The sequence below is a fragment of the Rhodococcus sp. H29-C3 genome, from assembly GCF_030063405.1.
Taxonomy (GTDB): domain Bacteria; phylum Actinomycetota; class Actinomycetes; order Mycobacteriales; family Mycobacteriaceae; genus Rhodococcoides.
The window spans coordinates 160,125-180,588 of sequence record NZ_JASITC010000005.1 but is presented as its reverse complement, the minus strand read 5'-3'; the positions used below and the strand labels follow the sequence as shown (position 1 = coordinate 180,588).

Below are 20,464 nucleotides of genomic sequence, written 5' to 3'. Positions count from 1 at the left end.
CCTCGGATTGTTCACGTGCGTGCCACCCGGGACCACCCGGTCTCGTCACTGGCCACGAACCCGTCCAGTTCCAACAGAGGCAATACCGATCGAACAGTAGCCAGAGGCAACGAGGACACATCGGAAAGTTCACGCGGCGATAGCGTTCCGGACGCAGGTAGCGCCTCGTACACCAACAGCGCCGACTCGGACAGTGCATCGATCTCGCGAAACATCGAGGGTCTACCCTCGTCGGTCTCCCCAGCCATTCCTGCTTCGGCGACCACGTCGTGGGCATCGGCAACCAAACACGCTTCGCCTTCACGAATCATTCGGTGGCACCCCTTCGATGCCGCCGACGTCACCGGACCCGGAACCGCAAGTACCGGCCGTCCGAGTTTGCGAGCCCACCCTGCTGTGTTGCGTGCACCGCTGCGCCAACCGGCCTCCACGATGACCACAGCCGAGCCGAGGCCTGCAACCAAACGATTGCGAGCGAGAAAGCGATGTTTGGCCGGCGTCGTGCCGGGGGCGTACTCACTGATGACGGCCCCCGTCTGGGCGATTCGGTGAAGCAAGCGGGAATGTCCCGAGGGATATGCTCGATCGATTCCGCACGCGAGTACGGCCACCGTCGAACCACCCACGCCCAATGCTGCTCGGTGAGCGGCCGCATCGATCCCGAATGCCGCCCCCGATAAAATCGTCCACCCGTCGATTGCCAGATCTCCGGCAATCTCGGCAGTCACATGCTCGCCGTACGACGTGGCGGCACGCGTACCGACGATCGATACGGCTCGTTCCGTCAACTCCGCAACCGAAACTGCACCGAGAACCCACAAGGCCAAAGGTGCACATTGATCGTTTCCTACTGGCATCCCAGCGCCGTCGAACGCGAGAAGTCGCCACATCGGCCACTCGTCGTCATCGGGGGTGATGAGCCGACCGCCCTGGGATGCAACAAGATCGAGATCCGCTTGTGCAGTGTCGATATGCGAGCGAACCTGTAGTCGCTCACCAAGGGCCCCACGGGAGACGGCATCGGCGGCGCCCTCGGGACCTGCCTCGGCTGCGAAGTCGCGAAGTACTCGATGCGGCCCCTGAGCAACGCGCGAGAGGTACGCCCAGGCCAGGCGACGTGGATCGTGCGTGGTCACCTCGTCCCCCTGTCTCGAAAGTCCAAAGCGGCTCCCACCTCTCCGATGCCTGGCATGTCTCCCCCAGCCAGATCGTTCAAAGTCCAGGACACACGAAGTGCACGATCCGCACCTCGGGCGGTCAGCGAACCATTACGAAGCGCTCTCTCGACCGGCACCAAGGCTTCACGCGAGAGCGTGAACTTCTGCCGCAGCGCCGGCCCAGGAACCTCGGCGTTCGTCCGCCACCCGTATTCGCGCCAACGTTCGGCGGCCTGCTCGCGTGCAGCGATGACGCGGGCGCGCACGTGCTCGGTGGTCTCTCCGAGCTCGTCCGTCAAAGCACCGGTCGCAACCCCCATCATGGCGATGCGCAGATCGACGCGGTCGAGAAGCGGACCGGACAGCTTGCCGAGGTACTTTCGCCGAACCATCGGCGCACAAACACAATCGGCATTTCTGGCCGGTGCACATGGGCAAGGATTCGCAGCCAACACCAATTGAAAACGTGCCGGATACCGAGCCACGCCATCGCGTCGCGCAATCCTGATCTCACCATCCTCCAATGGAGTTCTCAACGCCTCCAACACTTTCAGGCCCATCTCGGCACATTCATCGAGAAATAGGACTCCCCGATGCGCTCGGCTGACTGCACCTGGTTTCGCCATTCCGGTTCCCCCGCCGACGAGCGCACTCACCGACGTCGAATGGTGCGGCGCGATGAAAGGAGGCGAAGAAATCAACGGCCGCTCTGTCGTCAACAACCCGGCAACCGAATGAATTGCGGTCACCTCCAATGCCTCCGACTCGGTCAGTGGTGGGAGAATTCCTGGAAGTCGTTGTGCCAACATCGTCTTGCCGATTCCCGGAGGGCCGGTCAGCATGACGTGATGCGCACCGGCCGCAGCGACTTCCAATGCCCACCTCGCCTCGGACTGGCCCACTACCTCGCTCATATCCGGATACGCCACCTCTTCTCGGAATTGCCCGGGAATCGGTCGACTCAGTTCGACTTCCCCCCGCAGCCATTCGACGACTTCCTTCAACGAACCTGCTCCGAGCACTTCGATACCGTCGACAAGACCTGCTTCTGCCAGTGCCGTCGTCGGCACCACCACTCGTGACCACCTCGCACGTTTGACAGCCAACACGCCCGGCAGAACGCCGCGCACCGGACGAAGTCTGCCGTCCAATGCCAATTCGCCCAGGAACACGGTCCTTTCGAGCGATCGCCGCGGGATCTGTCTGGCTGCATCCAGAACCGCCAACGCAAGACCGAGGTCGTAGACGGAGCCGACTTTCGGCAAAGTAGCCGGGGACAATGCCAGAATCACCCGAGAATCCGGCCAGCTATTGCCAGAATTCGTTACGGCCGCTTTTACTCGATCTCGTGACTCGTTCAACGCTGTGTCCGGGAGTCCTACTAAATGAACTCCCGGCAATCCGCGACCGATATCTGCTTCGATCTCCACTACTTGGCCATCCACACCGGACACGGCCACCGAGAAAGCGCGACCCAGTGCCATCAGAACACCCCACGCAAGTGTGTCACGACCGGATCGGCACCCCGTGCCATCATGATGGCGACCACGTCGAAACGTAGTCTCACCCAGGGGCTGTCACGGTCATCCAGCCATGCGAGCGCGAGCTTACGTATCCGCTGTTGTTTCGCGTATGTCACCGACTCCGCCGGTGTTCCGTAACCGGTCCCCGAACGCGTTTTCACCTCGACGAAGACGAGAACATCACCCTCACGCGCAACTATATCGAGTTCCCCGTACCGGCAACGCCAATTTCTCTCGACTATTTCCATTCCGCTATCGACCAGGCGCAGAGCGGCCAAAGCCTCCCCGCGCGCCCCCAAGTCAGAATTGGACATCGCACTCCCCCACGGTCGTCGGTTCGCCGATTTGTCGAACCCGCAACCGACGATGCGCCAACGATGGACCCCCGATTCGCATCCCCGCAGCTCGAGAATCACCCTGTGTACAAGCGAATCACCTGTGGACTACCACTCAAATTGAACTCACCGGGCGGCCCACGTGTCGTACCCGTGTGCATGGCACTACATGGCACTGCACCACTGGAGGCACCCAGAAACAAAGCAATGCCCCGACCTTCCCGGTCGGGGCATTGCTCTAAGTCCAGCTACGTGGATGAGATCTCTACGGGGATGAACTCAGTGCGCTGCTTCGTACGCTGCTTGCACGTCCTGACTGATTCGACCGCGTGCGCTCACGTCATAACCATTTTCCCGAGCCCATGCGCGAATGTCCTGCAGATCGGCCTTGCCACGAGCGGAAGCCGATGAAGTCTTACGTGCCCGACGACCCGATACTTTCTCTGAATGCTCGATCCAGAATGCCAACTGCTCGTGCAGTTCGTTTGCATGTTTCAGGTTCAGGTCGATGCTGTACTGGTTGCCACCGATACTGAATTCGATGGTCTCACCCTGTCCGTCCTTGATGACCGAACCGTCGACATCATCGATCATTTGGACGAGTGTCTTGCGTGCCATGTCCGAACCTCTAACAGTCGGGGGAAGTGCTTATAGAGCCGTTTCTACCACCATTTGGCTCATTCTCCCAACATTGGACACAAATCCACAGCAACGTTTCAGCTTCCATATCGAGCAAATTCAGCCGATTTCGAGACATTCACTAAAGAAGTGAGCAACCATTCCCGTTGTCCTGCAATCGATGTAGAATTGACGCTCATACTATTCGACGACCGATTGCGTGCGATTCACTGTACCGAAAAGCTACTGCTGCACAATCGACCACAAAACCTGACCGAGTACGAAGCACAGCGCGGCTGCGCCGATCAATTGCGCACACATGACAAGTGTCTTACGTGAGCGTCGCCGGCCGACGAGATACGTACCGGCCGCAATCAACAGCAGCCACAGGGTTACCGACACGGGAAATGGCCTACTCGGGCAAACGCAGGTCGGTCTTTTCGAGTTCCTCGATGTTGACGTCCTTGAACGTGATCACCCGAACATGCTTGACAAAACGTGCCGGTCGGTACATATCCCAGACCCAGGCATCGGACATACGCAGTTCGAAATAGATCTCGCCGTCCGCGTTATGCGGAATGAGCTCGACAGAGTTGGCGAGATAGAACCGGCGCTCCGTCTCGACCACATAGTTGAATTGACCGACGATGTCCCGATACTCCCGATACAACGAGAGCTCCATCTCGGTTTCGTACTTTTCGAGATCCTCGGCACTCATCGGTTTCTTCTCATCCTCCGTCGGCTGGCATGAAGTTCAATCATCGCGCATTGCGTTCATCGCAGTCCATTCGGCCCAGGACCGACGCTACTTCGTCGGTCCTGGCTGCCGCGGCGGCCACGACGTTCGCGTAGGACATTCGGTGTTGGGAGCACGGTCCGAGTTCCGACATTGCTACCGCATGAGCTCTGGTGCTGTAACCCTTGTGTACAGCGAAGCCGTAACCAGGGATTTCTGCGTCCATCTCGACCATCACTCGGTCTCGCGATACCTTGGCGAGAACACTGGCCGCCGCGATACATGCAGCAGTCGCGTCGCCGCCGATCACCGGGAGCGACGGAACCGGCAGTCCAGGAACCCGGAATCCGTCGGTCAGAACATATCCGGGCATCATCGCAAGCCCTGCCACAGCTCGTCGCATTCCCTCGATGTTGGCGACATGGACACCGATTCGATCGATCTCATCGGCGTCGATGAACACCACGCTCCACGCGAGCGCCAACCGTTGGATCTTCGGAAACAGCTCTTCACGACGCTTCTCGGTCAGCTTCTTCGAATCATTCAGATCGGCAAGTGCCGGGTGCGCTTTCCCCCCGAGCACACAGGCGGCAACAGTCAGCGGACCGGCACACGCACCCCGCCCCGCCTCGTCGACACCTGCCACCGGCCCCAGTCCATTGCGGTCGAGTGCAGACTCCATCGTTCGCAGCCCCGAGGAACGACGAATAACAGGACGCGGTGGCCACGGCGGACGACTTCGTGATCGACTCGTACTACTCATTGCCCGAGTTCAGCTCATTGTCCCTGGATGTCGGGCGAGTCGAGGGTGCCGAACCGCGATGGCGGGAGTGCGATGAGGAACGCCTTGCCGATCACGTTGTCGACCGGCACGGTCCCCATCAGCTCGTCCGAGACATGGAACCGTGAATCGGCCGAATTGCTCCTATTGTCACCCATGACCCAGACGTTGCCCTCGGGCACGGTTACAGGCGCAAAGCAGCGACCGGACTTCAGCTCGGTATCGCAGGTCATGACGTCAGGGGTGAACGGGAAGTCCATCTGAATATAGGGTTCGTCGAGCGGCTTACCGTCCACCAGCACACGCCCCTGAGCGTCACAGCACTCTACGGTCTGTCCCCCAGTGGCGATCACTCGTTTGACGAGATCGTTTTCGTCCGGTGCGACGACACCGATCAGCGAGCCGACTTCCTGGGCGCCACGGATTATCGCGTTCGACGACCGAGTGGAGGTGAATTCGCTGTTCCACGAATCAGGACCGCGGAAAACGATGACGTCGCCCGGCTTGGGGTCTCCGAAGCGATAACCGATCTTCTCCACGACGATACGGTCCCCGGTGCAACCAGCGCAGCCATGCAGTGTCGGTTCCATCGACTCGGACGGAATCAGATACACGCGTGCAACGAACGTCTGGAGCAGGAAGCTCAGAACCAACGCGACGAGTATGAGTATCGGCAGTTCACGCCAGAAGGATCGAGGCTTTTTCTCGCGACGCGTCTCTTCCGACTTCTCACTGTGCGAGTCGGACGGCCGGTTCGGATCCTGCTGGGAATCTGCCACGGCACTAGATTAGCCGCAGTCTCTGTGTGGTTCGAACAGTGCACCGACGCGTGCCGACGAAACGAGCAAGGGTGATGAGGACAAGAAAGCGCCGCACCGCCCCGAAGGACGATGCGGCGCTTTTCGAAGCTGGGCGGAAGTGACCGCAATCAGCGCTTTTCCTTGATCTTGGCAGCCTTGCCACGAAGGTCACGGAGGTAGTAGAGCTTCGCGCGACGAACATCGCCACGAGTCAGAACCTCGAACTCGGCGATGTTCGGGCTGTGAACCGGGAAGGTGCGCTCGACACCGACACCGAAGGAAACCTTACGGACGGTGAACGTCTCACGAACGCCACCACCCTGGCGACGAATCACGACGCCCTTGAAGATCTGAATGCGCTCTTTCGAGCCTTCGATAACCTTGACGTGCACGTTCAACGTGTCGCCTGGGCGGAAGTCAGGAATGTCGCTGCGAAGCGACTTGTTGTCCAAAAAGTCCAGAGTGTTCATCGGTAGGTCCATCCTTGCGTTCTTCGCACGAGCAGAGGAACCGAGCGGTCCCGCGAACGGAACTCGGCTGGTTCGTACTCCGATTAGGGTTGTGCCTTGCACAGGCAACCCGCCTATTGTGCCAGAGATAGACCCCGGTTGCGAAATCGTGTCACTCTGCAGAGGCCATCGGCACCGGAGGTGACGCCGCCGGACGAACCTTCCTGTCCAGTTCGGATTCCGTCGCGTCGACGGCGTGGCCGATACTCGGTTTCCCCGCAATGAGGTCTTGAAGGTAGATCTTCGCCCTGATGGTCGGACGTCTGATGGTGCGCTCGCGCCGAAGTGCTCGCTCCATTCGCTTGGGCCTGCTCGTGTAGTACCAGCGTGCCCAGGGCGCTCCGGGCCTGCTCAGCCGGATCGCACCGACGTAGAGAATCGGCGCTACGAACAACCCGATCAATCCCGTCCATATCTTCCCTTTGAGCACGACGACTGCGCATACAGCGAGGTGGAAGAAGGCCAAAGCTGTGTACCCGGCCCTCACCCAGGGGTTTGGGTCGCGGCGAATGTCGGTGACGTTCAACAGTTCGAGTGGGTGAAATCCGAGCAGAAGCAGCCCTGTTGCCGCCGTCGCGACGAACACCGCATCGATCGACGTTCGGCCTTGTTCGGACCAGTAGACATCCTCGAGATAGAAGATCAGTGCGAACTCGTCGAGCACAAGCGCCGCGCCGACCCCGAACAACGAAGCAAGTGCGGCGCCCGTCTCGGTCGTTCCGTCCTCGTAAACCGTGATGAGTGCAACGCCGGCGACGAGCATCAGCACGATCCCGAACACGACGTGATGGATGTGCCGACCACCGGGAGTGATGTTTCCCGGCCACCACTTCACCTGCGCGCGGATCAATCGAACGCTGAGCCGAATGACAGCGAACCCGACCAAGAAACCGACTAGGAAGCACAGGAGCGGGAGGCGTCCGTGCTCGATGATCTCCCGACCCAGCCACTCACTCACCGTGGCCCACCCTTCTTACAACCGGTTCGACATCTGTCGAACATGCACGATCCTGAACTGGTTCACTGCGCCGAACTCTATTTGCCGAATCCTGCGTTCCGGAGCGCGTCTGCCATGGAGCCGGCCGCGGGAGTACTGGTTTGGCGCCCGGCCCCTCCACGATTGTCGTTGCCTCGGCCTTCCTTGCGTGGCGTTTGGCGCCGATCCGGCTGACCGCCGCGAGACTTGTCCTTCGATCCGGCACCGGGCTCGTCGTCGAGACGCAAGCTCAGGCCGATGCGCTGACGGGCGATGTCGACCTCCATGACCTTGACCTTGACCACCTGTCCCGACTTGACGACCTCACGGGGATCCTTGACAAAGTTGTGCGACAACGCCGAAACGTGCACCAATCCGTCTTGATGGACGCCGACATCGACGAAGGCGCCGAATGCCGCAACGTTCGTCACGACGCCTTCGAGCGTCATCCCCGGCTTCAGATCTGCGATCTTCTCGATACCTGCCGCGAAGGTAGCGGTCTTGAACTCCGGACGCGGGTCCCTACCCGGTTTTTCGAGTTCGGCGATGATGTCCGTGACGGTGGGGAGGCCGAATCGATCGTCGGCGAACTTTCGTGGATCGAGCGTGCGCAGCAATGTGCTGTTGCCGATCACCTCGCGTACCCCCACACCGGCCGTGTCGACGATGCGCCGAACTACCGGGTATGCCTCAGGGTGGACGCTCGATCGATCGAGCGGATCATCCCCGTCGACGATGCGCAGGAATCCTGCACACTGCTCGAAAGCCTTCGGACCGAGCCGTGCGACATCTTTGAGCTTGGAGCGACTGGCGAAAGGACCGTGTTGATCACGATGCGCAACAATGCTTTCGGCGAGCGAGCCAGCAATTCCCGACACTCTGGACAACAGCGGAACGGAGGCTGTATTGACGTCGACCCCGACGGCGTTCACGGCATCCTCCACGACGGCACCGAGGGACCTGGCCAACAACGCCTCGGAAATGTCGTGCTGGTACTGGCCGACCCCGATGGATTTCGGATCGATCTTCACCAGCTCCGCCAACGGATCTTGGAGCCGTCGTGCAATGGAGACCGCGCCGCGAATCGTCACGTCCAGCTCGGGCAACTCGCTCGAGGCGTACGCCGATGCGGAGTACACCGACGCGCCCGCTTCGGAAACAACGATCTTGGTCAACCCCGCCGCGGGGTATTTGGCGATGAGCTCCGCCGCGAGCGCGTCGGTTTCGCGTGAGGCCGTGCCATTTCCGATTGCGATCAATTGAACCGAGTGCTTCGAGGCCAATGCCGCCAGCGTCGCGAGCGCCTGGTCCCATTTTCCTTGCGGCTTGTGCGGATAGATCGTGTCGTAGTCGACGACCTTGCCCGTCGAATCCACCACTGCAACTTTGGTGCCTGTCCGGAATCCCGGATCGAGACCCATCGTCGAACGGTTGCCTGCAGGAGCTGCAAGCAACAAGTCCTTCAGGTTGGACGCGAACACATCCACTGCGTCCTTTTCGGCGGACTGTCGAAGGCGCATCCTAACGTCGATTGCCATGGTTACCAGGAGCTTGGTCCGCCATGCCCAACGCACGGTGTCGAGGAGCCAGCGGTCACCGGCGCGGCCACGATCGGCGATGTCGAACTTCTTCGCGATGCGTCCTTCGTAGACCGTGGGAACTCCAGGCTGCGCTTCCTCCTGCTCCGGCTCGAGGCCCAGGGAGAGAATCTCCTCTTTCTCCCCGCGCAGTGCCGCGAGAATCCGGTGTGAAGGCAAACTGGTGAAGGGTTCGGAGAATTCGAAGTAGTCCGCAAATTTGGAGCCTTCGTCCTCCTTGCCCTTACGGACGGACGCCGTCAACTTGCCGCGGGTCCACATGAGCTCACGAAGTTCGCCCACCAGGTCCGGATCCTCCGCGAAACGTTCGACGAGGATTGCGCGTGCACCGTCGAGTTGTTCGGTGTCGTACTGCGCCGGGTCGGTATTCGGATCGGAGATGAGTGCGTCGGCGACAGGCTCGTGCCCGGCCTCCCGCGCGATCTGAGCCTTCGTTCTGCGCTTCGGCTTGAACGGCAGGTAGATGTCCTCGACTCTGGCTTTCGTCTCGGCCGACATCAGGGACTGCTCTAGTGCCTCATCGAGCTTGCCTTGGGATCGAATCGATTCGATGACCGCATCACGTCGCTCGTCGAGTTCGCGAAGGTACCGCAGCCGCTCGTCCAGCTGGCGGAGCTGGGCGTCGTCGAGGCTGCCGGTGACCTCCTTCCGATACCGAGCGATGAACGGAACGGTCGAACCGCTGTCCAACAGATCCACGGCCGCGCGGACCTGCTCCTCGCGGACGTCGAGTTCTTCGGCTATACGCTTGTTCACAGATTTCAGAGCAGTCGTCACGGCGTTGGACCCTACCGCTACTCTAAGACGAGAACATCAGTGACCATCGTGGGGGATTGCAGACATGTCCAGGCCGATGCAAGTCCTGGCGGTATCGTTCACGGCCCTCATCACTGCGGTATCGATTCTTTCCACTGGGTGCAGTGCCCCCGACGACACCCCGGCCGCGCTCGCGATCGATGCTTCCGAATCACCTTTTCCCGACACGGCCACCGTCGAAGACATGTCTATCGAGTCGCGCATACCCGAAGCAGTGGCGTCGGCCATCGGGCGTGGCGCGGAGGTCGATTTCGCTTTCCTCGATCGCGAGACCGGTGCGTACTTTGCCAGCGGAGATGCCGAATCGATCGAAACGGCGTCGGTATCCAAGCTGTTCATCGCCGACGACGTACTGCATGGGGCGGATGTGAGCCAGGTCCCGGTTGCCGAAGAAGACATGGAGTCGTTGACGACGATGCTGGAATCTTCGGACGACTTTGCCGCAAATTACTTGTGGGACAAGTATGGCGGGTCCGAGATCATCACGCGCGTGACCGAGCGCTACGGATTGACGGCGACCACACCTCCGTGGGATGACCTGTGGTGGAACACCATGTCGACCGCTGCCGACCTCGTCGCCTACTACACACGACTGCTGGATTGCGTCGGCGGACTCTCACCCGCGTCGACAGCAACGATGATCGGGCTACTTCGACAATCGGCTCCGGTGGCCACCGATGGGTATCGCCAGCATTTCGGCGTCGTCGACGGCCTACCGGCCGAGCCGGTGTTCGCGGTCAAACAGGGGTGGATGTGCTGCATCGCGGACCGATGGATTCATCTGTCGACGGGCACAGTAGGCATCGACAATCGCTACGTGTTGGCATTCGTTTCTCGCGAGGAGATTCATTACGAGGACGATATGGAGCACTATCCGGACACCGCGGTTGTCGACGTCACCGACGACAGTAGCGCTCAGCACGCTCGCGACACGCTCACCGGCGTCGTGACGATGCTGTTTCCGGACGGCACGATCGGCAGCTAGCCTCTCCCCTCGCTCGAACCGTTCAGTCCGACAAGAGATCCGGTCGACGCTCGGTAGTACGTCGGAGGGACTGTTCCGCGCGCCATGCGGCGACCCGCGCATGGTCGCCGGAGAGGAGTACGTCGGGAACCTCGAGTCCACGCCAACTCACCGGCCTGGTGTAGCTGGGGCCCTCGAGCAACCCATCGGAGAACGAATCTTGTTGGTGCGATTGCTGATTGCCGAGCACACCCGGCAGGAGCCGTACAACGGCCTCGCTCATCACCAAGACTGCAGCCTCGCCGCCGATGAGGACGTAATCACCGATACTCACTTCTTCGACGCGAACTCTTCGAGCTGCGTCGTCGAAGACTCGCTGATCGATGCCTTCGTACCGGCCACACGCGAACACCAGATGACGTTCATCCGCCCACCGCTCGGCGGTTCGCTGTGTGAAGGGCACACCAGCAGGCGTCGGAACTACCAATAGTGAATCTTCTGCAAGCACGTCATCGAGTGCATCACCCCAGACAGTGGGTTTCATAACCATTCCTGGTCCACCACCGTAGGGCGAATCGTCGACGGCTTTGTGCACGTCGTGGGTCCACGACCTCAGATCGTGAACCTCCACCGAGACAAGTCCCTTGTCGATTGCCTTGCCCAGCAAGGCAGTTCGAAGGGGCGTCAGGTACTCGGGAAATATCGTGACGATATCGAGTTGCACCGCGCTACTCCGGGTCCAGCAGACCCTCGGGCGGATCGATCACGACGACGCCGTCGGCAAGCGACACCGACGTCACGATCGCGGCAACGAACGGCACGAGTAACTCTGCGCGGCTGCCGTCGGCGGGGCGGATGGACAACAACTCCCCCGCCGCCGAATGCAGTACCTCTCGGATCGAACCGATGACAGTTCCGTCGGACAGACGGACCGACAGGCCCTCGAGCTCATGGTCGTAAAATTCGTCGTCATCGTCCGACGAAGCCGGCAGATCTTTGGAATCGATCACGAACAGTGTGCCGCGAAGGGCGTCGGACACGCTGCGGTCGTCGACGCCTTTCAAGCGCAGCAAAAGCCGCCCGGAGTGGTCCCGGGCGGCTTCCACTGTGTATTCGGTTGTATCGGTCGATACTCGCGGCTTGCGCCCGTGCAGCACAGTTCCTACAGCAAAGCGTTCGTCCGGTTCGTCTGTGCGAACATCGACTACCACTTCACCTTTGACGCCGTGCGACTTGGCGATACGACCGATTACGAGCTCCATTGCGAGATTACCTACTGATCGGTATCGACGACGTCGACGCGAATGCCGCGACCGCCGATTCCGGAGACCAAGGTACGCAACGCAGTTGCCGTCCGACCGCCGCGTCCGATGACCTTACCCAGATCGTCTGGATGCACGTGAACCTCCACGGTGCGCCCACGACGTCCGGTGATCAGTTCGACGCGTACGTCGTCAGGATTGGCGACGATGCCACGAACAAGATGTTCGACGGCGTCGGCGACAACGGCACTCACTTCTCAGCAGCCTCGGCGGCCGGAGCTTCTGCGGTCTCGGCTGCAGCCGAATCGTCGGCCTTGGCCGTCTCATCGGACTTTGTAGCCTCGTCGGCCTTCGGAGCCTTCTTCTTCTTGGCGGTCGTAGCTTCGCCGAGCGGCTCGGCGTCGGCCTGAGCCAGTGCAGCGTTGAAGAGGTCCAGCTTGGAGGGCTTTGCCTCAGCGAAGCGGAGCGTGCCCTCGGTGCCTGGAAGGCCCTTGAACTTCTGCCAATCACCGGTGATCTTCAGCAGGGCTTCGACGGGCTCGGTGGGGATAGCGCCGACGCCGAGCCAGTACTGCGCGCGCTCGGAATCGATGTCGATGATGCTGGGGTCCTGCTTGGGCTCGTACTTGCCGATGGTCTCGACAGCGCGGCCGTTGCGGCGAGTGCGAGAGTCAGCGATGACAACGCGGTAGTGCGGGGTGCGGATCTTGCCGATACGCATGAGCTTGATCTTGACAGCCATGAAAAATAGAGCCTTTCGAGTTGGTCACGCCGCAATTCTGCGGTGCGTATGGGATGCGCACCCGGTTTTGCGATGGAGGTGTTGTGACCGCCGTGCGGTACGTAACCGGTGGACGGGCGAACAGCTGCCTATTCTGCCAGAGAGAGAATCGCCAGCGCCGGCAGGGTGTTGTTCACCGAGTGAGCGGTAGTGGATGCCACTACCGACCCGGTTCGCATCCGGGCGATGCCGATAGCGAATCCGCCCCACACCAACACTAGAAAACGCCATCCTTCGCGATGCCACAGCGCGAACACGACTGCCGTGACCACCAGAACGACCCATCTGTTTCCCAACCAGGACATCCTCATCGGCGCTGTACGCCGTTCGAGCGCACCCCACAGCATCCCCCGGAACATCACTTCCTCGCAGAACGGGGCGCCGATCCAGATCCACGCCACCAACGCGACTTTCCAGGGCATCGGTATGCCGATCAGGTTGCCGAGCGGTGATCGATCCTCGAGGTCGGTACGAGCCAGGACAAGCACCGCGAGTAACAGGCCACCTGCCAAGGCAGCGGCACCCCAGGCAATTCCGGATCGAAGCTGAGCTCCCCATTCGGAAAGCGTGGCCGGCAGACCGAAGTCGACGACGGGGCCGTTCCCTCGGCGCGCAGTGATCACGAATGCAAGGCTCGCAGCCAGGACACTGGGAATCATGATCGCCAGAACGTAGGCAGGAGAGGAGTCGGTGTCGATCAACCACGGCAAAGCCAGGAAGCCTGCAAGGTTGAGGGCGAGCACGGCGGCCGCTGATGGAATTCCCCATCTCTGACCGCCTCGGCGTTTCGCAGCCAGCGACTCGGCTCGCCAGTAGCGATCCGAGTACCCGGTGCTCTGATGATGAACAGCGTTCATCGAGGCCATGCCGGCCCAACTTGGCGGAAGATCCTCGGGGTCACTCGGACCCGGCCGGGTCATCTTCGTTCGATCGGCACACCACGAAGCACTACGACGTCGGGCACCGACAGCACCTCCGGCCCCCTGCGTGGATCCGTCGTGTAGATCAGCAGGTCGGCGGATGCGCCGTGCTCGAGTCCGGGACGCCCGAGCCAGGATCTAGCGTCCCAGCACGCAGCTCCCAGGGCTTCGGTAGCGGTCATTCCCACGCGTTCGAGTGCGTGCACCTCGTCGGCAATCCGTCCATGCCGAATGGATCCGCCTGCATCGGTCCCCGCAAAGATCGGTATACCGGCATCGTGTGCTCGTCCGACGGTCGACGCCACTCGACCGTGAAGTTCCCGCATGTGTCGCGCGTAGACCGGATACTTGCCGGCCGAAGCCGCTATATCGGGAAAAGTCTCGATGTTGATCAGCGTCGGAACAAGGGCAGTTCCGTGCTCGACCATTTGCTCGATCGTCGCGTCCGTCAGCCCGGTGCCGTGCTCGATGCAGTCGATCCCGGCCCCGATCAAACCTGGTAACGCGTCCTCGCCGAACACGTGCGCGGTGACTCGCGCACCTTCGGCGTGCGCTGCATCGATTGCCTTCTCGAGGATCGCCTCGTCCCACAGTGGGCTGAGATCCCCGACGCTTCTGTCGATCCAGTCACCGACCAGCTTGACCCAGCCGTCACCCGATCGCGCCTGCTGCGCAACAGCTTCCGGCAGTTGTGATTCGTCCTCGATATCGACGGCCAAACCCGGGATGTACCGCTTGGGCATGGCGATGTGCCGTCCAGCGCGAATTATCCGCGGCAGATCTTCGTACTCGTCGAGTTCTCTGGTGTCGATGGGCGATCCAGCATCACGCAGCAACAATGCACCGACATCACGCTCGGTCTTCGCCTGCTCGACTGCGCCGGGAAGGTCCTCGTGTCCGCCGCCGTACTTGATACCGACGTGACAGTGCGCGTCGACGAGTCCGGGGAGAATCCAGCCGTCCTCGCACAGTGTCTGCGCACCCACTACCGGTTCGACCGAGACGAGACCATCGACGATCCACAGTTCGACGAGTTCCTCGGACGGCAGCACCCGACCACGAACTCTGAATCCGACCATATCGGTCTACTTCTTGGGCAGCTTCAGCTGGGACAGGTCGATGCCTTCGAGACCCGGCGGAATTTGATCGAGGCCCTGCGGCATTCCGGACAGATCGGGCATGCCGGCGGGCATGCCACCCGGCATACCCGGGAAGCCGCCACGGATCTTCGGCTGGGTTGGGCCACGAGCGCCCTTCTTGCCTTTTTTACCCTTCTTACTGCGGACCTGCTTGCGTGCGCCCGGCATCCCCATGCGACCTGCCATGGCCGACATCATCTTCCGCGCTTCGAAGAAGCGATCGACGAGTTGGTTGACGTCGGAAACCTTGACACCGGATCCGTTGGCGATACGCAGTCTGCGGGAGGCATTGATGATCTTGGGGTCGGTGCGCTCGAGTGGCGTCATGCCCCGAATGATGGCCTGCACGCGGTCGAGTTGCTTCTCATCCACATTGGCCAGTTCCTTCATCTGGCCGGCGCCGGGAAGCATGCCGAGCAAATTGCCGATCGGGCCCATTTTGCGAACGGCCATCATCTGCTCGAGGAAGTCGTCCAGCGTCAGCTGACCCGACCCGATCTTGTTCGCGGTCGCTTCGGCCTGTTCCGCGTCGAAATGCTGCTCCGCCTGCTCGATGAGGCTGAGGACGTCACCCATTCCGAGAATCCGACTGGCCATCCGGTCGGGGTGGAACACGTCGAAGTCTTCGAGCTTCTCACCCGTGGATGCGAACATGATCGGGGCACCGGTTACCTCGCGCACACTCAGTGCAGCGCCGCCACGCGCATCTCCGTCGAGCTTGGTCAGGACGACACCGGTGAAACCGACACCGTCGCGGAAAGCTTGCGCCGTGCTCACGGCGTCCTGGCCGACCATCGCATCGAGAACGAACAGAGTTTCGTCCGGTTGGACCGCATCTCGGATACCCGCGGCCTGATTCATCAGTTCGGTATCGATGCCGAGCCGGCCGGCCGTATCGACGATGACGATGTCGTACTGCTTGTTCCGGGCCTCGGCAACACCGGCGCGAGAAACCTCGACAGGATCGGCGGCAGAGACTCCCAGCGCGTTCTCCCCGCCTCCGATGGACGTGCCCGGGTGCGGGGCGAATACAGTCGCGCCCGCGCGTTCTCCGACGATCTGAAGCTGACTGACCGCGCCCGGCCGCTGCAGATCGCAGGCGACTAGAAGAGGCGTGTGCCCCTGATCCTTCAACCACTTGGCGAGCTTGCCTGCAAGCGTGGTCTTACCGGAGCCCTGCAGGCCTGCCAGCATGACGACGGTCGGAGGTGTCTTCGCGAAGGTCAGTCGACGGGTCTCACCGCCGAGAATTCCGACAAGTTCTTCGTTGACGATCTTGACGACCTGCTGGGCAGGATTGAGCGCACCCGAAACCTCCGCACCCTTGGCTCGCGTCTTGATTCGCGTGATGAACTCGCGCACCACAGGAAGCGCCACGTCGGCTTCGAGCAGGGCAAGTCGAATTTCGCGGGCGGTGGCATCGATATCGGCAGGCGACAGACGCCCCTTGCCACGGAGGTCTTTGAGCGTCCCGGTCAACCTGTCGGAAAGGGATTCGAACACCGATTGCACTCCTGAGCCGATTGCGAATGGGGCGTGAACGTCGTGTAGAGCAGGCTCCACACTAACGCCCGGTACTACTCCAGGTCGTCGGCGAGGGTTCTACAGCGCTGTGCACGCCGGAAAACGACCTTCGAGATCAGGCGTTGAGTGCCGGGTCGGTCCATGTGACCGCGACTCCACGCATGGAGAGCCACTCGGCGGGATCGACCTTCAAACCACTCGGATCGTGGACCTCGAAATGCAGGTGCGGGCCGCTGGATTCGCCGCGGTTACCTACCGTGGCGATCTGCTGACCTGCCGTCACATGCTGTCCGGGGGTCACCGAATAATCGTTGATGTGCCCGTAGACGGTCTCGGTGCCGTCCTCGTGCAGCACCTTTACCCACAGACCGAATCCGGAGGCCGGTCCCGCAGCTGTCACCTGGCCGTCGGTCGCGGCCAAAATCGGTGTTCCGATTGGAGCAGCGATGTCGAGACCACCGTGGTGCGCACCCCAACGCGACCCGAATTTCGATGTGAGAACCCCGGATACAGGCTGGACAGCCCGCTCTTTAATGGGCTGGAGACCCCTGATCAAATCTTGGGCTGCGGCTCCGACGTCAGGAATTCCGAAGCCCTGCAGGTTCGACGTGTCCGGAAGCTGAAGTCCTTGCGGGAGCGCGATGTTCTCCGGGATCTCGATACCCGGCGGCAACTCGAAGCCTCCAGGGAGGAGGTTCTGCGGAATTTCGAACGGCATTCCCGCCGTCGGAGCTTGCGGCGCAGGGGCAGCGGCGGCGGTACCCGCCCCCAACTGTGCAGCTCCCGCCACGATCGCGCCGGTAGCCAGAACGATCGTCGCGGCACGCAGTCCGGCGTCGTTCTTCTCTACGTGTGCCCTGTGACGCCCGCGCGGTGTATCGATATCCATCTCGATCGGAACGTATATGTTCGACCGCCGGTGGGATCCCACAGTTAATACCTCATCAGTCGTCGGCGTGCATGAATCTCGAGCGTCGTGAAACGACCGGAAGTCGTACTTTCATTCGATAGCGTGAAACATAACAAATTGATCTCGCCCGCACAGACCGTAACCCAATCTTTATGAAATATCACCACTCTCTGGAGTATTCGTCTCTGACCACCCGAGCCAGCATTCAGGTCCCCTCCGGTTTCACCGTCGGTTTCGGTGGTTCGGGGGCCAGAACTACCGCGAGCACGGCACGCTCGATCTCTTCCCGAGTATCACGGCTGTCCGATCCGGCCAGATCGATGCAGAACGCATCGATGACCGCCGTGCCCAATGTCGTCACTCTCGCCCACCGGACGTGTGCTCCGCAGCGTTCGAGCGCACTGGCCAAGCGACAAAGCAAGCCCAGTCGATCCTCGGCTCGCAATTCGAGCACTACCTGGCCAGGCTCGGTCCCGTCGAACCACAGGACTCTCGGGGGTGCCTGCGCATACAGAACTGGTACCGCCGCATCGACTTCGCCGTCCAGGTTCACTGGCCGAGCATCACGTTCCTTCGCGTCGAGCATGCCGAGTAAGTCGAGTTCCCCGGACTGCGCTCGAATGATTTCTTGACGCAACAGACCGGCCTGAGGCGGCGCGCCGAACAGCGGTGCGACCGCAAAAGAATTCACCGCGGTCCCCTCATGACTCCCGAGCGACGCCGACAGCACTCGCAGCGATTGCAGTGCCAAGACGCCGGCTGCGTCGGACAGCAAGCCAGGATGGTCCGGAGCGATCACGGTTACCACGAACGTGTGCGAGCCCTCGGTCGGCTGCAGATCGACGTGAACTCCGCCCTTCTCCGCCAGAGCGATGTGGGCGGGATCGAGCGGGTCAGCGGTCGGCAAGCTCTCCCCCGCCATGACCAAGCGACATCGTCGAACCAGTTCGCGGATGAGCGAGGCCTTCCAATCACCCCACACGCCAGGTCCGGTCGCCAACGAGTCGGCTTCGGCGAGAGCGTGCAGCAGCTCCAGAAGGACAGTGTCCGATCCAAGCGTCTGCACGACCTTCTCCACAGTGGCCGGGTCGTCGAGGTCGCGTCGAGTCGCGGTGTCCGGAAGCAGCAGGTGATGAAGCACCATTTTTCTCAGCAGCGTGACGTCGGAAGGCCACAGCCCCAACCGGTTCCCGATCTGTGCCGCGAGCTCAGCGCCGACCACGCTGTGGTCTCCGCCCCTTCCCTTCCCGATGTCGTGGATCAAAGCTCCGAGGACGAGCAGGTCCGGTCGGGCCACACGTGTCGTCAAAGCACTTGCGTACGCAGCGGTTTCCACAAGATGTCGGTCGACCGTCCACGTGTGCACCGCATCGCGCGGCGGCAGATCACGAACGGCTCCCCATTCCGGAATCAACCGACCCCACAGGCCGGTCCGGTCGAGCGCCTCGATCGCGGCGATCGATCGGCGTCCTGACCCGAGCAGCACCAACAGGTCGTTGAGCGCTTCCTTCGGCCACGGTTCGCGTAGCTCGGGTGCGCTTTCGGACAAGCGATTCAACGTCGAGGCCGACATCGGCATAGCCGTCTGCGCGGAGGCAGCGGCCACCCGCATTATCAGCCCGGGATCCTTGTTCGGACGAGCGTCACGCGCGAGTACTACTTCACCGGCATGTTCGACGACACCCTCGTCGAGCGGGCGCCGAACCGGAACACGCCGGAGGCGGGACAACCCGCGACGAGGAAGGGAATTGCCGGCGGTACGGAGGCCGACATCCACCGAATAGCTGATGGTGCGAGCCGAATCGCTAAGTACCCTAGCGAGATCGAATCTGTCGCCGATGCGCAATGCCGCACCGATCTCGTCGGCGTCCTGCGCCCGAAGCTGATCGCGTGCTCGGCCTGCAACTCGGTGCAATTCGGTCCGGACATCGAGCAAACGGCCATGCGCGAAGGCAAGTCCGCCACCCGGTGACTCCGGCCCGAGCCCCGGCATACCGTCGGTGAGTTGTGCAATGGACAGCGCATCGAGTAGTTGAACGTCGCGCAATCCTCCGCGGCCACTCTTGAGTTCGGGCTCGGCACGATGGGCGATCTCTCCACTGCGGGCCCAACGAGACCGGGTTTGAGTGATCAGCTCTTCGAAGCGAGAACGGATATTCGTCCGCCATTCTCGCCGAACACCACCGATCAGCAAATTGCTCAATTCGACATCGCCTGCGATGTGCCGCGCTTCGAGCATTCCGAGAGCAGCAGTCAGATCCGACGCTGCAACCTGCAGTGCCTGCGGAACGGTACGGACGCTGTGATCGAGCTTGATGTGGGCGTCCCACAACGGATACCAGAGCTTGTCCGCCACATCGGCGACGAGCTCGGCCGGCATGTCGTCATGAAGAAGAATCAAATCGAGATCGGAATAGGGCAACATTTCGCGACGCGCCAATCCGCCCACCGCAACGATTGCGAATCCGGAATCCGGTTTGATACCGAGCTCGGCGCCCTTGGTGGTCAGCCAGAACTCGTGCAGATCGACCAAAGCTTGTCGAAGCGAAGGCGCGTCGAGACGACGGTTCCGGCTTCCGTCGTCGAGCAGCTGTTTTCTGGCTCGCACCAGATCTGCGGCTGCATCGCTGGTGCTCGTCGACACGTTGCTCTTCGAGACCATGCCCTTCGAGACGGTCGGGCCCTTCGAGACCGAAGGCCCCGACCCTGTCGCTTTCGCTCCAGAATCGGGGCCCCCTGCCCGCGACCCGTTGGGGTCAGAGTGCATCGGCGCCACGTTCACCGGTACGTACTCGGATGACCGAGTCGACCGGCGAAACCCATACTTTGCCGTCACCGATCTTGCCGGTACGAGCAGCTTCGACGATTACTTCCACGACCTTCTCCACTGCGGCGTCGTCGACGACGACCTCCACGCGCACCTTCGGAACGAAGTCGACGGAATATTCGGCACCACGGTAGACCTCGGTGTGGCCCTTCTGACGTCCATAGCCCTGCACTTCACTGACCGTCATGCCTAGCACGCCGGCTTGTTCGAGGCCTGTCTTGACGTCCTCCAAGGTGAACGGTTTGACGATTGCCGTGATCAGCTTCATTTGTGCTTCCCTTCACAAGC

The 20,464-nt window shown here is 61.4% G+C and carries 22 protein-coding genes; 1 reads left to right on the top strand and 21 read right to left on the bottom strand.

What is annotated here, in order from left to right:
* Positions 1-11: 11 nt before the first annotated feature.
* From dprA to QMK32_RS13780, 11 genes are all read right to left on the bottom strand, one after another.
* On the bottom strand, positions 12-1,136 hold the full coding sequence (gene dprA / locus QMK32_RS13830; protein WP_283475621.1) for a DNA-processing protein DprA: 1,125 nt from the start codon (positions 1,134-1,136) through the stop codon (positions 12-14).
* Entirely contained in the window at positions 1,133-2,641 is a 1,509-nt protein-coding gene (locus QMK32_RS13825; protein WP_283475619.1) for a YifB family Mg chelatase-like AAA ATPase, read from the bottom strand. Before QMK32_RS13825 ends, dprA begins: the two co-directional genes overlap by 4 nt.
* Entirely contained in the window at positions 2,641-2,994 is a 354-nt protein-coding gene (locus tag QMK32_RS13820; RefSeq protein ID WP_283475617.1) for a YraN family protein, read from the bottom strand. The genes QMK32_RS13825 and QMK32_RS13820 overlap by 1 nt, the downstream gene beginning before the upstream one ends.
* A 300-nt stretch (positions 2,995-3,294) precedes the next feature.
* Positions 3,295-3,633, bottom strand: a complete 339-nt coding sequence (locus tag QMK32_RS13815) for a histone-like nucleoid-structuring protein Lsr2 (RefSeq protein ID WP_283475615.1) — start codon at positions 3,631-3,633, stop codon at positions 3,295-3,297.
* 243 nt (positions 3,634-3,876) lie between these two features.
* Complete coding sequence (locus QMK32_RS13810; RefSeq protein WP_168708264.1) at positions 3,877-4,035, bottom strand: hypothetical protein; 159 nt, start codon at positions 4,033-4,035, stop codon at positions 3,877-3,879.
* 10 nt (positions 4,036-4,045) lie between these two features.
* Positions 4,046-4,351: a DUF2469 domain-containing protein gene (locus QMK32_RS13805; protein ID WP_283475613.1), complete on the bottom strand. Its 306-nt coding sequence runs from the start codon at positions 4,349-4,351 to the stop codon at positions 4,046-4,048.
* 40 nt (positions 4,352-4,391) lie between these two features.
* Positions 4,392-5,132, bottom strand: a complete 741-nt coding sequence (locus tag QMK32_RS13800; protein WP_283475611.1) for a ribonuclease HII — start codon at positions 5,130-5,132, stop codon at positions 4,392-4,394.
* A gap of 14 nt (positions 5,133-5,146) precedes the next feature.
* Complete coding sequence (gene lepB / locus QMK32_RS13795; protein WP_283475609.1) at positions 5,147-5,929, bottom strand: signal peptidase I; 783 nt, start codon at positions 5,927-5,929, stop codon at positions 5,147-5,149.
* Positions 5,930-6,078: 149 nt separating this feature from the next.
* A complete protein-coding gene (gene rplS / locus QMK32_RS13790; protein WP_136169295.1) occupies positions 6,079-6,420 on the bottom strand; it encodes a 50S ribosomal protein L19 in 342 nt (113 codons plus the stop codon).
* A 151-nt stretch (positions 6,421-6,571) separates the two neighbouring features.
* Entirely contained in the window at positions 6,572-7,417 is an 846-nt protein-coding gene (locus QMK32_RS13785) for a hypothetical protein (protein WP_283475607.1), read from the bottom strand.
* Positions 7,418-7,494: 77 nt separating this feature from the next.
* Positions 7,495-9,810 (bottom strand): Tex family protein, encoded by a 2,316-nt coding sequence (locus QMK32_RS13780; RefSeq protein WP_283475605.1) that lies wholly within the window; start codon positions 9,808-9,810, stop codon positions 7,495-7,497.
* Positions 9,811-9,874: 64 nt separating this feature from the next.
* On the opposite strand from QMK32_RS13780, the gene QMK32_RS13775 reads away from it, so the two are divergent.
* Complete coding sequence (locus tag QMK32_RS13775) at positions 9,875-10,834, top strand: serine hydrolase (RefSeq protein ID WP_283475603.1); 960 nt, start codon at positions 9,875-9,877, stop codon at positions 10,832-10,834.
* Between the two features lie 22 nt (positions 10,835-10,856).
* On the opposite strand, the gene trmD is transcribed toward QMK32_RS13775, so the two are convergent.
* The 10 genes from trmD to QMK32_RS13725 form a co-directional block, all read right to left on the bottom strand.
* The gene (gene trmD / locus QMK32_RS13770; RefSeq protein ID WP_283475602.1) at positions 10,857-11,537 is read right to left on the bottom strand and encodes a tRNA (guanosine(37)-N1)-methyltransferase TrmD; all 681 of its coding nucleotides are present in this window, start codon (positions 11,535-11,537) and stop codon (positions 10,857-10,859) included.
* A 4-nt stretch (positions 11,538-11,541) separates the two neighbouring features.
* Positions 11,542-12,075, bottom strand: coding sequence for a ribosome maturation factor RimM (gene rimM, locus QMK32_RS13765; RefSeq protein ID WP_283475601.1), 534 nt, complete (start codon positions 12,073-12,075; stop codon positions 11,542-11,544).
* 11 nt (positions 12,076-12,086) lie between these two features.
* On the bottom strand, positions 12,087-12,329 hold the full coding sequence (locus QMK32_RS13760; RefSeq protein WP_003939023.1) for an RNA-binding protein: 243 nt from the start codon (positions 12,327-12,329) through the stop codon (positions 12,087-12,089).
* Entirely contained in the window at positions 12,326-12,817 is a 492-nt protein-coding gene (gene rpsP / locus QMK32_RS13755) for a 30S ribosomal protein S16 (RefSeq protein WP_283475588.1), read from the bottom strand. The genes QMK32_RS13760 and rpsP overlap by 4 nt, the downstream gene beginning before the upstream one ends.
* Positions 12,818-12,945: 128 nt before the next feature.
* Positions 12,946-13,776: a CPBP family intramembrane glutamic endopeptidase gene (locus tag QMK32_RS13750; RefSeq protein ID WP_283475586.1), complete on the bottom strand. Its 831-nt coding sequence runs from the start codon at positions 13,774-13,776 to the stop codon at positions 12,946-12,948.
* Positions 13,773-14,855: an amidohydrolase family protein gene (locus QMK32_RS13745; protein WP_283475585.1), complete on the bottom strand. Its 1,083-nt coding sequence runs from the start codon at positions 14,853-14,855 to the stop codon at positions 13,773-13,775. Before QMK32_RS13745 ends, QMK32_RS13750 begins: the two co-directional genes overlap by 4 nt.
* Positions 14,856-14,861: 6 nt before the next feature.
* Positions 14,862-16,418 carry a signal recognition particle protein gene (ffh, locus tag QMK32_RS13740; protein ID WP_283475583.1) on the bottom strand — a complete coding sequence of 519 codons (1,557 nt, stop codon included), beginning with the start codon at positions 16,416-16,418 and terminating at the stop codon, positions 14,862-14,864.
* Positions 16,419-16,554: 136 nt separating this feature from the next.
* A complete protein-coding gene (locus tag QMK32_RS13735; protein ID WP_283475581.1) occupies positions 16,555-17,370 on the bottom strand; it encodes a M23 family metallopeptidase in 816 nt (271 codons plus the stop codon).
* Between the two features lie 184 nt (positions 17,371-17,554).
* Positions 17,555-20,116: a [protein-PII] uridylyltransferase gene (locus QMK32_RS13730; RefSeq protein WP_283475580.1), complete on the bottom strand. Its 2,562-nt coding sequence runs from the start codon at positions 20,114-20,116 to the stop codon at positions 17,555-17,557.
* A complete protein-coding gene (locus QMK32_RS13725; RefSeq protein ID WP_019664269.1) occupies positions 20,106-20,444 on the bottom strand; it encodes a P-II family nitrogen regulator in 339 nt (112 codons plus the stop codon). The genes QMK32_RS13730 and QMK32_RS13725 overlap by 11 nt, the downstream gene beginning before the upstream one ends.
* Between the last annotated feature and the right edge of the window lie 20 nt (positions 20,445-20,464).